Source organism: uncultured Tessaracoccus sp. (assembly GCF_947255005.1).
Classification (GTDB): domain Bacteria; phylum Actinomycetota; class Actinomycetes; order Propionibacteriales; family Propionibacteriaceae; genus Arachnia.
Genome location: NZ_CAMYFI010000068.1, coordinates 1 through 12072, shown reverse-complemented (window position 1 = coordinate 12072; position 12072 = coordinate 1). Strand labels below are relative to the sequence as shown.

Sequence of the window (12072 nt, the reverse complement as noted above, 5' to 3'; positions counted from 1 at the left end):
GCACCGCACCGATCTACAAGTCGGACTCGCTGCACTCCGCTGTCGTCGAAATCATCGTGAAGAAGGGCGCCCGCTGCCGCTACACGACCATCCAGAATTGGTCGAACAACGTCTACAACCTTGTCACCAAGCGCGCCACCTGTGAGGAAGGCGCGACGATGGAGTGGATCGACGGCAACATTGGCTCCAAGGTCACCATGAAGTACCCGGCCGTCTACCTCATGGGCCCCCACGCCAAGGGCGAGACGCTCTCCATCGCGTTCGCCGGCGAGGGCCAGTACCAAGACACGGGCTCCAAGATGGTGCACTGCGCGCCTCACACGTCGAGCTCCATCGTGTCGAAGTCGGTTGCCCGCAGCGGTGGTCGTGCAGCGTACCGGGGCCTCGTGCAGGTGCAGCCGGGCGCGACGCACTCGTCGTCGGGCGTGATGTGCGACGCGCTGCTCGTCGACACCATCTCCCGTTCTGACACCTACCCCTATGTGGATATCCGCGAGGAAGACGTGTCGATGGCACACGAAGCCACCGTGTCGAAGGTGTCGGAGGATCAGCTCTTCTACCTGATGAGCCGCGGTATGACCGAGCTGGAAGCCACCGCCATGATCGTGCGCGGCTTCGTCGAGCCCATCGCCCGCGAACTCCCGATGGAGTACGCGCTCGAACTCAACCGACTCATTGAACTGCAGATGGAAGGCGCGGTCGGCTGACCGCACCCATCCTCCAATCGGCGCAACGTAAGGAACAACATTGACCATGACGAAGCCCAACGTGGCTGGCGCGCTCGAGCGCGTCGAATCCCATCTGCACCCCATCCCTTCGTGGAATCTCGACGATCACCCGCAGCCCACCGGGCGCGAGGAGATCTGGCGATTCTCACCCATGCGACGCATCAAGGCGCTGCTCGACGAGCAGGCCGAAGCGGCCACGCTGGAGTGGGAATCTGAGGTTCCCGAAGGCGTCACCATCACCGAGCTCACCGCGGAGGAGGCCCGCAACCTGGCTGCCGAGGCACCCGTCGACAGGGTGGCCGCAATCGCAGCTGAGCAGGCCGTTCGCCGCACGCTGATTGAGGTGGCGGAGAACGCGCAGCTCACCCAGCGGATCACCATCACGTGCCGGGGCGACGGTTCGCAGGCACGCGAGCACGTCGTCGTGAAGGTGGGGGCCAACGCGCAGGCCACCATCGTGCTGCACTTCGTTGGCAACGGAACCTTTGCCGAGAAGTCCGACTTCATCATCGGCGACGGCGCGAACGTGAACATCGTGACGGTCCAGGATTGGAGCGAAGGGGCTGTGCACGGCGGTCAGCGCTCGGTGCTCGTCGGGCGCGACGCGCACGTGAAGACGATGAGCGCATCGCTTGGCGGCGACGTCGTGCGCTTGCAGGAGAACATGCGCTTCGATGGGCCTGGCGGCGAGATCGAGAGCTACGGGCTGTACTTCGTCGACGGCGGGCAGCACGTCCAGCACCGCCTGTTCGTGGATCACAACGAGCCGCGCACCAAGTCGAACGTCGACTATCGCGGTGCGCTGCAGGGCGAGGGCGCGAACTCGGTGTGGATCGGCGACGTCCTCATCCGCAAGGCCGCCGAGGGCATCGAAACCTACGAATCCAACAAGAACCTGCTGCTCACGGAAGGGTGCCAGGCGGATTCGGTGCCGAACCTGGAGATCGAGACCGGCGAGATCGAAGGCGCCGGGCACTCGTCCACCACGGGACGGTTCGACGACCTCCAGCTGTTCTACCTGATGAGCCGCGGCATTCCGGAGCGCGAGGCGCGTCGACTCATCGTGCACGGCTTCTTCTACGACATCATCCGCCGCTTCGGTGTGCCGGACATCGAAGAGCTCATGCTGGCGCGCGTCGAGCAAGAGCTCGAAGCCGTCGAAGGAGCCACAGCGTGAGCTGGGTCACCGTCGCAACCGCAGATGAGCTCACCGACGACGTACCGCTCGCCGTCGAGGTAGAGGCTGACGACGGGCCGCTCGAGCTGGCCATTGTCAGCCACGACGGCAAGCTGTACGCGCTCGACAACGAGTGCACGCACGGCAAAGTGGCGCTTTCCGACGGCGACGTGGTGGGGTGCACCATCGAGTGCTACCTCCACGGCGGCGCATTCGACCTTGCCACCGGCGAAGCCATCCAGCTGCCCGCCACCGAACCAGTGCGCGTGTTCCCCGTCCGGCAAGAGGGTAACGACGTGCAAGTCGACCCCACCACCCCCATCACTGACCTTCCGTAGAACCCACAGGAGTACCTGCTATGTCCACTCTCGTCATCTCCGACCTTCACGCCGACGTCCTCACCGAGGAAGGTCCGAAGGAAATCCTGAAGGGCGTGAACCTCACCATCAATCCCGGTGAAATTCACGCGATCATGGGCCCCAACGGCTCTGGTAAATCCACGCTGGCCTACGCCATCGCGGGCCACCCGAAGTACGAAATTACCTCCGGCTCCGTCACCCTCGACGGCGTGGAGCTGATCGAGCTCTCCGTCGACGAGCGCGCCAAGGCCGGCCTCTACCTGGCCATGCAGTACCCCGTCGAGGTGCCTGGCGTGTCCGTCTCGAACTTCCTGCGCACTGCGAAGACCGCACTCGACGGTGAAGCACCGAAGGTGCGCACCTGGGTGAAAGACGTCGAGGAAGTACTCGGACGTCTCAACCTGGATAAGTCGTTCGCGGCGCGTTCCGTGAACGAGGGGTTCTCCGGCGGTGAAAAGAAGCGCCACGAGATCGCGCAGCTCGAGCTGCTCAACCCGAAGGCCGCCATCCTCGACGAGACCGACTCCGGCCTCGACATCGACGCGCTGAAGGTGGTCTCCGAGGGCGTGAACCGCTACGCCGCATCCGGCGAGAAGCCGGTGCTGCTCATCACGCACTACACCCGCATCCTGCGCTACATCGAGCCCGCATTCGTGCACGTCTTCGTCGACGGGCACATCGTCGAATCCGGCGGCCGCGAGCTCGCCGACAAGCTGGAGGCCGAAGGCTACGAGTCCTACATCAAGCAGGCGGCGCAGGCCTGATGCTGGACATCGAGAAGGTCCGGGCACAGTTCCCCATCCTGCACAGGCGGGTGGGGGACTGGCCGCTCACCTACTTGGATTCGGCGAACACGTCGCAGAAACCGCAGTGCGTCGTAGACGCCATCGAGGAGCACTACCTCCAGCACAACGCCAATGTGGCGCGCGCCATGCACGTGCTGGGGGCGGAGGCCACCGAGGCCTACGAAGGTGCGCGGGTGAAGATCGCACAGTTCATCGGTGCTGCCCGGCCCGAAGAGGTGGTATTCACCAAGAACGCATCCGAGGCCCTGAACTTGGCCGCCAACAGCTTGGGCGCGTCGCTGCAGCCCGGCGACGAGGTGGTTACCTCGGTGATGGAACACCACTCCAACATCGTGCCCTGGCAGCTGATGTGCGAGCGCACGGGTGCCAAGCTTCGGTGGTTCGACGTCACCGACGACGGGCGCCTCGACGTCGAGAAAGCAAAGGCGGAAGGGCTCATCAACGAGCGCACCAAGATCGTGACGCTCACGTGGGTGTCCAACGTGCTGGGTACGCGCAACCCCGTCGCCGACATCGCGCAGATGACGCACGCCGTCGGTGCCACAATGGTGGTGGACGCGTCGCAGGCGGTGCCACATCAGCCGACAGACGTGGCTAAGTTGGGCGCCGACCTCGTCGCATTCACCGGCCACAAGATGTGCGGGCCCACCGGCATCGGCGTGCTGTGGGGCCGCCACGATCTACTCGAGGCGCTGCCACCGTTCCTGGGTGGTGGCGAGATGATCGAGGTCGTGGAGATGGAACGCTCCACCTACGCCGCTCCGCCGTACCGTTTCGAGGCGGGCACGCCCCCCATCGCGCAAGCGGTGGGGCTCGCCGCAGCTATCGAATTCCTCGAGAGCATCGGCATGGACGCTATTGCGGCGCACGAGCACGAGATCACCGAGTACGCGCTGGCACAGCTCACCGCGATCGACGGCTTCACACTGCTGGGGCCCGCCGAGGCGGTCGAACGTGGTTCGGCCATCTCGTTCAACATCGACGGGGTGCACCCACACGACGTGATGCAGCTGCTTGACAGCCGCGGGGTGGCCATCAGGGGCGGACACCACTGCGCGCGCCCGCTGCACAAACGGCTGGGCTACCAGTCGTCGACCAGGGCCAGCGCCTACCTGTACACCACCAAGGAAGAGATCGATGCGCTCGCCGACGCGCTCGTCTACACCCGCGACTACTTCGCGCCCAAGCTTGGAGGTTCACGTGAACGTTGATGAGCTGTACCAGACCATCATTTTGGACCACTACCGCGAGAAGCATCACTCGGGGCTGCGCGACCCGCACGATGTCGAAGTGCACCACGTGAACCCGTCGTGTGGCGACGAGCTCACCCTGCGGGTGCACCTCGACGGCGACACCGTCGATGATGTCTCGTACGCGGCGGAGGGCTGCTCGATCTCGCAGGCCTCGACGTCGATCATGACCGACCTCGTCATCGGCAACACCGTCCAGCACGCGATGGAGCTCTATGACGAGTTCCTCGAGGTGATGGAATCGAAGGGGGAGCGGATGCCCGACGAAGACCGATTTGAAGACGCCATCGCGTTCGCCGGCGTCGCGAAATTCCCCGCACGAGTCAAATGCGCACTGTTGGGGTGGGCCGCGCTACGCGACGCCATCCTCCAGGCCCAAGCGAAGGAGCAGTGATGACCGAACCTCGCCCAAGCGACCTCGTCAAGGACGAGCTGCCCGACGTGAACCAGCCGTCGGCGAAACCCACGGTGGAAGACATCGAAGAGGCTATGCGCGACGTCGTCGACCCAGAGCTGATGGTCAACATCGTCGACCTGGGGCTCCTGTATGGGGTCACTATCGACGACGAAGCCAACGTCACGCTCGATATGACGCTCACCTCGCCGACGTGCCCGCTCACCGACAAGATCGAGTACGACACGAAGTACGTGCTCGACGGGCTCGCCAACTCGGTGACCATCAACTGGGTGTGGCTGCCGCCGTGGACGCTCGAGATGATTAGCGACGATGGCCGCGAGCAGCTGCGCGCCATCGGCTTCAGCATCTGATCCTGCCCAGTTGGCGGGGTTCTCGTCGCGAGACACCGCACAGTGTGAGATTTGTTGCGCTTTCCCGTAACAGATCTCACACTTTGTTGCTTGTCCGGCCTTCCCGACGTTGCCCGTCGCGCTGCCAAGGCGCGTACACTAGCCAACCGTGCTGCGGGCAAACGAAGTAGAAGTGCGGGCGGGAGCGAGGCTGTTGCTCTCGCCGGTGTCGTTTCAGATCATTCCTGGCGACCGAATTGGGCTCGTCGGGCGTAACGGCGCAGGCAAAACCACGCTGACGAAAATCCTCTCCGGCGAAGCCCTTCCCGCCGCTGGCAAGGTGGCGCGCTCCGGCACGCTCGGCTACCTGCCGCAGGATCCGCGCTCGGGTGACCCGGAGCAGATCGCCCGCGACCGCATCCTCGGCGCCCGCGGGCTCGACCACGCGGCTAAACGTATGCAGGAAGCCGAGGCAGCGATGGCCGACGGTACCGCCAGCGAACGCGAGGCAGCCATGGCCGCGTACGCCAAAGCGGAGAACGCCTTCGTCGCGGCCGGCGGGTACGCCGCGGAATCGGAGGCCGCGCGGATCGCGTCGAACCTTGGCCTGCCCGACCGCGTGCTCACGCAGCCGCTCAAGACGTTGTCTGGCGGTCAGCGCCGACGCATCGAGCTTGCGCGCATTTTGTTCTCCAACGCCGACACCCTGCTGCTCGACGAGCCCACCAACCACCTCGACGCCGACTCCATCCATTGGCTGCGCAACTATCTCCAGACCTTCCCGGGCGGCCTGCTGGTCATCAGCCACGACGTCGAACTGCTCGGCGACGTGGTGAACAAGGTGTTCCATCTCGACGCCAACCGCTCCGAGCTGGACATCTACTCGATGGACTGGAAGCGCTACCTGCTCCAGCGCGAAACCGACGAGAAACGTCGCCGCCGGGAACTCGCCAACGCAGAGCGCAAGGCCAGCCAGCTCATGGCGCAGGCCGACAAAATGCGTGCGAAAGCGACGAAAGCCGTCGCCGCCCAGAACATGGCCAAGCGGGCGGAGAAGCTACTCGCCGGGGTCGAAGGCGAGCGGATGCAAGACCAGGTGGCGCACATTCGCTTCCCTGACCCCGCGCCCTCGGGCAAGACGCCGCTCATGGGTGAAGGGCTCAGCAAGCACTACGGTTCACTGGAAGTATTCACCGCCGTCGACCTCGCCATCGACCGCGGCTCGAAAGTGGTCATCTTGGGCCTCAACGGCGCGGGCAAGACGACGATGCTGCGGCTGCTCGCCGGCATCGAGGAACCCACCGCGGGCGAGGTGCGCTACGGGCACGGCGCCAAGCTCGGCTACTACGCGCAGGAGCACGAGACCCTCGACGTGGAGCGCTCGGTACTCGACAACATGCGCTCCTCGTCGCCCAGCCTGAACGACACCGAGGTGCGCAGCGTGCTCGGCTCGTTCCTGTTTTCCGGCGACGACGTCGACAAGCCCGCGAAAGTACTGTCGGGCGGCGAGAAAACCAGGCTGGCGCTCGCCATGCTCGTCGTCTCCGCCGCGAACGTGCTGTTGCTTGATGAGCCGACGAACAACCTGGACCCGGCGTCGCGTGCCGAGGTACTGAACGCCATCCGTACCTACTCCGGTGCCGTCGTCCTCGTCACCCACGACCCCGGCGCAGTCGAGGCGCTCGAGCCCGATCGCGTACTCGTCCTTCCCGACGGCGTCGAAGACCTCTGGAGCGACGACTACGCCGAACTCGTCGACTTGGCTTAGCCGCGCGTCCGCCCCGACGATCAGCTGGCAGTCAGGGGGAACCTGAGCGCTCGGTGCGGCATTGCTTCACGGGGGGGCGATACCATGAAGCAATGCACCGCCTTCGCAACGCGCTCCTCGGCTCAGCACTGCTGCTGGCGGGCGCCACCGTTCCCGCGCAGGCCGCGGCGCACGTCGTCGAACACTGCTACGGCGATCTCGTCGCAACGATCCCGCTCGTTGACCGCGACGACCTACAGGCCACCACGGATTCGGGTGTGCTGCGCGTCGAGGTGTACCAATCTGAGGCCTCCGGCGGCACAACGTGCGTGCTGAGCCTCGGCGGAGCCAACTCGATACCCCGCATCGCCATGATCGTGGCCGACGACGGTACCGCAGCCATCGACCACGGCGAATACGAGTACCACGCTGCCGTCGCCGCCACGCGCACCAAGGGCACGTGCGTGCTCATCTATGCGGCAGCCGAAATGCGCACCTTTGGCCCACAATCTCCAGCCTCGACAGGCGACACCTACACGCTGCCCGCCGGCAAACGTAGCGTCTGCGTGTGACCTCGCGCTGGCGCTCAGCCTGTAGCGTCCAGCTGGCTGATGGTCACCGACCAGGGAGCCATCGTCGCCCCGCGGGTTCCAATGACAGGCTTGGGGTTGCCCGTCGCCGTCGGACGCCGACGGTGTTTCCTGCCCAGGTTGAGCTCAATCAACCAGCTTGACGCGTCGTCGCGACGCACGAAGCAGAATACGTCCTTGCGATGATGCACCACCTCGAGCCGCCCGGTTGCCAGCGCCGAATGCTCCCGACGAAGCTGCAGCAAAGTGCGATACCAGCGCCATACCGATCGGGGGTCGGCCTGCTGCGTCTCCGCGGAGAATCCTGGTTCGCGCTCAAGCCCCGGCAGCCATGCTCGACTATCGTCCTGGCTTTCCGTCCAGCGCATCGGCGTGCGGGCGTGGTCTCGTGAGCCCGCGATGATCTGTGCCCACGCCTCAGCATCGCTGAGCCCCTTGCCTTTGAGCGCCGCGTAACGATTCGTGGATTCCACATCCCGCACATCCGACGGTCCGGTGAACGGCTCGTTCACCTTGCCGAGCTCCTGGCCCTGGAAGATGAACGGCGTACCCCGCATGGTGAGCTGCATCGCCGCTATGAGTTTCGCCACCTTGCGTCGAAGCGCGGGGTCACGTTCTGCGTCGGGGCAGACCTTGCTGACCATGCGAGGGTTATCGTGATTCTCGACGAAGAGCGCCACCCAGTCGCCCTCCCCGAGCTGCGTGTTGTAGTGGCTCCAAAACCGCGCCAGGTAGTTAAGGTCGTAGGTGTAGGAGTCCCAGCGCAGGTGCCCAGGCGTTTCCAGCCCGTCGAAGTTGAAGATGAGGTCCATCTCTTGGCGCGACCAGCTGCTGAGCAGACGCCCAGTTTGAATGCCGATGCCTGGGGTCTCGCCAATCATGACGGCGGTGGTGCCGTCGGGGCGCGTAAAGCCCTCGCGACGCAGCTCGGCGAGGTACTCGTCGAGGCGCGGGCCGTAGAAGTAGTGCTCGATGCCGGCAAAATCGAGCAGCTCCCCGACGAGGGGATGCCCGTCGGTGAGCTCGGCGGGTTTCGAGATGTAGTTGATGACGTCCATGCGGAATCCGTCGACGCCGCGGTCGAGCCACCAGCGCACAAGCTCGGCCACTTCCCGGCGCACCTCAGGGCTGTCCCAGTTGAGATCTGGCTGGTGCTCGTCGAAGAGGTGGAGCACCCAGACGCCCTGCTCCGGCAGCCAGCGCCACGTCGAGCCGGAGAAGAATGACTGCCAGTTCGTCGGTGGTGTATCGGGTGCGCCTTTGACGAAGCAGTAGTAGTCGCCGTACTGCCCCTTCGGATCGGCGAGGGCCTGCTGGAACCAGGCGTGCTCAGAACTGGTGTGGTTGACGACGAGGTCAAGGATGATGCGCATGCCGCGCGCGTGGCATTGCGCGATGAGTTCGTCGACCTCATCGAGGGTGCCCATCTCGTCCATGATCGCGCGGTAGTCGCTGATGTCGTAGCCCATATCGCGATTAGGGGAGGCGAAAATGGGGGAGAGCCACAGGCAGTCGACGCCGAGGTCTTGGAGGTAGTCGAGCCTATTGATGATGCCCCGGATGTCGCCGATGCCGTCGCCGTCCGAGTCGCAGAAGCTGCGGGGATAAATCTGGTAGAACACCGCGCTGCGCCACCACGGGTGCTCGTCGGGGCCTTCGTGCGTCAAGGTGCCGTCGATGGAGTTGCACACGTTGATGAATTGGTCGACGAGCCCCTTGCCGCCGGCGAGCCCCGCAAGGCGGTCGACCGTGCTCAGCCGGAGTGGCCCGAGCGCACCACGCAACCACGTCGGAGCCCCGGTGTAGAGGGTGAGCTTGTCCGCTACGTCGCTGGCCAGAGGATGGCGCAGAAAGTCGCGGAGTTTGGTCTTCCTGGTGAAGGGGGCACCGCTCATGGTGTCAGTCTAGGCATCCGTGGATTGTTCTCGCTCCCGAAGTTCGTCGACGATGCCCTGGTAGGTGGCCTCGTCAAGACGATACTTGGCGCGCAACACCGCCCAGCTCACCACCACCAGCACCGCGGGGAGGCCGAACATGGCAATGCGCACCACCGTCTTCCCCGACTCTTCGATACCGGATTCTCCGAGAGCGCCGGCATCCGCGATGCCGCTCAGCATCACCGTGATGCCGACGAAAGCCGTCGCCAACGCATTTGAGAACTTGTAGATGAACGGCTGGAGGGCGAAGGTGACCGCTTCGTTGCGACGCTTGAACTTCCACTGCCCGTACTCGGCGCTGTCCGCGATGAACATCACCATGAGCAACTGAATCGGCGCCTGCCCCGCAAAGAGGAGCACACCGGCCACTCCCACGCCCAGCAGCGAGGTACCCGTCGCGAGAAACACGACGTATCCCACGGCCATGATGATCGTCGCGCCCAGATGGATCGTAAACCGTCGGACGTAGCGTGCGACAACGGGAAACAGTAGCAATGCCACGATTTGCGTGACGCCCAGGAGCGCGGCGAACACCGAGTACGTGTTCTCGTCGCCAAACACGTATTTGAAGTAGTAGAGCGCGAGTGAGGTTGTCGTGGTGTAGCCGGTCATGAACAGCACCATTCCCAAGGTGGTCCACATCAGCTGATCGTTGCTCGCGATGGCCTGCCACAAGCCGCGCAGCGTTGTCGCTTCGTTGCCAGTGTGCACCTGCTCTTTGGAGAGGCAGATCGGCAGCAGCTGGAACACCACCATGATGCCCGCGAGGATTACGGCGAACCAGAACCACGCCTGGCTCGGTCCGCCCACCGCCGGTTCCATTGCCTTCGTGATGGGCACAATCCCGACGACCACAGCGAACAGGCCGATATTCGCGCACACGCGCGCCACCATGCCGATGCGCTCGCGCTGCTTCTGATCTCGCGTGAGCGAGGGGAGCATGCCCCAATAGGAGATGTCGTTGATGGTGTACGCGATCTCGAAGGTGACGTACACCAGCGTGAACACGACGACGAACCGCCAGCCGTCTAGCCAGAAATCGGTGAACATCAGGATGCTCGTGACGGCCCAGCACGCGGTGCCGATCGCCATCCACGGCTTGAACTTCCCCCAACGGGTGTGGGTGTTGTCGACGATCCAGCCCATGAAGGGGTCGTTCACGGCGTCAAAGACGCGCATGAACACCATCACGCCGGTGACGACGACGAGCGTCTGGCCACCGACGCCCAGCACATCGGTGAGGTAGAACATGAGGAACATGCTCACCATGCCGGCGACCATGTCGCGGCCGAGCGTGCCCAATCCGTAGGTGAGAGCTGCCACCGTCTCAGCGTAAGGCTCGCGCCTTGAGCGCGGGCGAGCAATCAGATAACTGATGGTCGGGACGTCTACTGGTAGCTGCCGACGACGACACTCACGTCGACGGTAGTGATGCAGGCGGCCGCCGCCCGGCGTTGGTGAAACGCATTCGGCCCCATCCCGACGAGATCCGTCGCGGCTTGCGTGTCCAGATCGAGCGGGAAGCGCAGGCGGGTGGTCGTCGCATCTGTCAACGACGCCGTGAGGCGCTCGGCCTTATCGCCGTCGATGTTGAGCAGACCCTCCGCGGCACGCAGCTCCGCCAGGTGGCCCTTGTTGGGCACGACGATGCACACCCGCCCGCCTGGGCTGAGCACCCGCTGGAACTCCGACATGTTGCGCGGGGCGAAGACGCACAGCACTGCATCGACGCAGGCGTCCCGCAGCGGCAGACCCGCCCACGTGTCGGCGACGACCGCCGCCACGCGCGCATCCACCTTGGCCGCCCGCCGGCACGCTGGCACCGAGATGTCGGTGGCGAGCCCCGTCGCGCCCTCGCGCAGCGCGTGTGCCAGGTAGTAGCCGGGCCCAGCCCCCACCTCCACGACAGAATCGGCGTCTGACAAGGCCTCGCGCACCGCATCCGCGATGGGGGAGTACCAGCCGGCGTGCAAGAAACGCTGGCGAGCGGCCACCATCTCCGCAGAATCAGCGTGCTGGGGAGCGCCATGGCCGAGCAAGTTTACGTAACCCTGCCTCGCCACGTCGAAAACGTGGCCGTGATCGCAGCGCAGCGAGCGCTCGTCGAGGGCCATGGAACCGGCGCACACCGGGCACCGTAGCCACGACGCCACCGTCCCCAACGCCGTCATTGCTGCGCCGGCGCACCAACTTGCCGCGTGCGCTTCGCCTTCTTGCGTTGAGCCTTGCGGTAGTCGCGGATGTCGGCGCGGATGAGCACGATCACGCCAACCCCTGCGATCACCGCGAACGAAAACCACTGCCACGCGTAGCCCTGGTGCGGGCCCTCGTCGAGGCTGGGTAACGCGATAGGTTGTAGCGACGCGTGGTCGGTCGGGCTGGATTCGAACGCGGCCACATACCCGTTGACGAGCTCGACGCCGAGCGACTCGCCAATCTTGTCCGAGTTGATGAGCCGCACCTTGTACTCGTGCGGCATCACGGCCTCGTCCTTGCCGCGCTCGTTGCGCTGCACGTAGCCCTTGACGGTGACTTCCCCGTCTGGCGGTGGCGGAGGCTCCGGGTCGGGCTGGCCGTTGGGGCGCGGAATGAACCCGCGGTCGATGAGCACCGTGCGCCCGTCGGTGGCGCGCATGGGGGAGACGACCTCGGTGCCCGGGCCGTCTTGGTTGCGGTAGCGCACCTGGAACGTCTCGCCGGTGTACTGGCCGGTGACGGTCACGACGTGCCA

General features: G+C 64.9%; 13 protein-coding genes. 9 read left to right on the top strand and 4 right to left on the bottom strand.

The annotated features are described in order from the left end of the window. From sufB to Q0X61_RS11225, 9 genes are all read left to right on the top strand, one after another. On the top strand, window positions 1–707 hold a 707-nt coding region (gene sufB, locus Q0X61_RS11265; RefSeq protein ID WP_297742706.1), incomplete at its 5' end, for a Fe-S cluster assembly protein SufB. A gap of 46 nt (window positions 708–753) precedes the next feature. Further along, complete coding sequence (gene sufD, locus Q0X61_RS11260) at window positions 754–1905, top strand: Fe-S cluster assembly protein SufD (RefSeq protein WP_297742704.1); 1152 nt, start codon at window positions 754–756, stop codon at window positions 1903–1905. Continuing rightward, the gene (locus Q0X61_RS11255) at window positions 1902–2243 is read left to right on the top strand and encodes a non-heme iron oxygenase ferredoxin subunit (protein ID WP_297742702.1); all 342 of its coding nucleotides are present in this window, start codon (window positions 1902–1904) and stop codon (window positions 2241–2243) included. Before sufD ends, Q0X61_RS11255 begins: the two co-directional genes overlap by 4 nt. 20 nt (window positions 2244–2263) lie before the next feature. Continuing rightward, a complete protein-coding gene (gene sufC / locus Q0X61_RS11250) occupies window positions 2264–3028 on the top strand; it encodes a Fe-S cluster assembly ATPase SufC (protein ID WP_297742700.1) in 765 nt (254 codons plus the stop codon). Continuing rightward, window positions 3025–4281 (top strand): aminotransferase class V-fold PLP-dependent enzyme, encoded by a 1257-nt coding sequence (locus Q0X61_RS11245; protein WP_297742708.1) that lies wholly within the window; start codon window positions 3025–3027, stop codon window positions 4279–4281. The genes sufC and Q0X61_RS11245 overlap by 4 nt, the downstream gene beginning before the upstream one ends. After that, entirely contained in the window at window positions 4271–4714 is a 444-nt protein-coding gene (gene sufU / locus Q0X61_RS11240) for a Fe-S cluster assembly sulfur transfer protein SufU (protein WP_297742698.1), read from the top strand. Before Q0X61_RS11245 ends, sufU begins: the two co-directional genes overlap by 11 nt. Continuing rightward, window positions 4714–5088 (top strand): metal-sulfur cluster assembly factor, encoded by a 375-nt coding sequence (locus tag Q0X61_RS11235; RefSeq protein ID WP_297742696.1) that lies wholly within the window; start codon window positions 4714–4716, stop codon window positions 5086–5088. Before sufU ends, Q0X61_RS11235 begins: the two co-directional genes overlap by 1 nt. A 148-nt stretch (window positions 5089–5236) precedes the next feature. Beyond that, on the top strand, window positions 5237–6835 hold the full coding sequence (locus Q0X61_RS11230) for an ABC-F family ATP-binding cassette domain-containing protein (RefSeq protein ID WP_297742694.1): 1599 nt from the start codon (window positions 5237–5239) through the stop codon (window positions 6833–6835). A gap of 92 nt (window positions 6836–6927) precedes the next feature. Further along, window positions 6928–7386: a hypothetical protein gene (locus Q0X61_RS11225; protein WP_297742693.1), complete on the top strand. Its 459-nt coding sequence runs from the start codon at window positions 6928–6930 to the stop codon at window positions 7384–7386. 14 nt (window positions 7387–7400) lie between these two features. Here Q0X61_RS11225 and Q0X61_RS11220 read toward each other — a convergent pair whose 3' ends face one another. The 4 genes from Q0X61_RS11220 to Q0X61_RS11205 form a co-directional block, all read right to left on the bottom strand. Continuing rightward, window positions 7401–9299, bottom strand: coding sequence for an alpha-glucosidase (locus tag Q0X61_RS11220; protein ID WP_297742692.1), 1899 nt, complete (start codon window positions 9297–9299; stop codon window positions 7401–7403). A gap of 9 nt (window positions 9300–9308) precedes the next feature. Next, window positions 9309–10664: a glycoside-pentoside-hexuronide (GPH):cation symporter gene (locus tag Q0X61_RS11215; RefSeq protein ID WP_297742691.1), complete on the bottom strand. Its 1356-nt coding sequence runs from the start codon at window positions 10662–10664 to the stop codon at window positions 9309–9311. A 65-nt stretch (window positions 10665–10729) separates the two neighbouring features. Then, a complete protein-coding gene (locus Q0X61_RS11210; protein WP_297742690.1) occupies window positions 10730–11512 on the bottom strand; it encodes a putative RNA methyltransferase in 783 nt (260 codons plus the stop codon). Further along, window positions 11509–12072 (bottom strand): SURF1 family protein (locus tag Q0X61_RS11205; protein ID WP_297742689.1); only part of this gene is annotated, 564 nt, incomplete at its 5' end. The genes Q0X61_RS11205 and Q0X61_RS11210, both read right to left, overlap by 4 nt.

What these genes read in the sequence shown, in the direction of transcription:
- sufD (WP_297742704.1), top strand. Translation starts at nt 754, where the DNA reads ATGACGAAGCCCAACGTGGCTGGCGCGCTCGAGCGCGTCGAATCCCAT.
- sufC (WP_297742700.1), top strand. Translation starts at nt 2,264, where the DNA reads ATGTCCACTCTCGTCATCTCCGACCTTCACGCCGACGTCCTCACCGAG.
- Q0X61_RS11235 (WP_297742696.1), top strand. Translation starts at nt 4,714, where the DNA reads ATGACCGAACCTCGCCCAAGCGACCTCGTCAAGGACGAGCTGCCCGAC.
- Q0X61_RS11225 (WP_297742693.1), top strand. Translation starts at nt 6,928, where the DNA reads ATGCACCGCCTTCGCAACGCGCTCCTCGGCTCAGCACTGCTGCTGGCG.
- Q0X61_RS11220 (WP_297742692.1), bottom strand. Translation starts at nt 9,299, where the DNA reads ATGAGCGGTGCCCCCTTCACCAGGAAGACCAAACTCCGCGACTTTCTG.
- Q0X61_RS11210 (WP_297742690.1), bottom strand. Translation starts at nt 11,512, where the DNA reads ATGACGGCGTTGGGGACGGTGGCGTCGTGGCTACGGTGCCCGGTGTGC.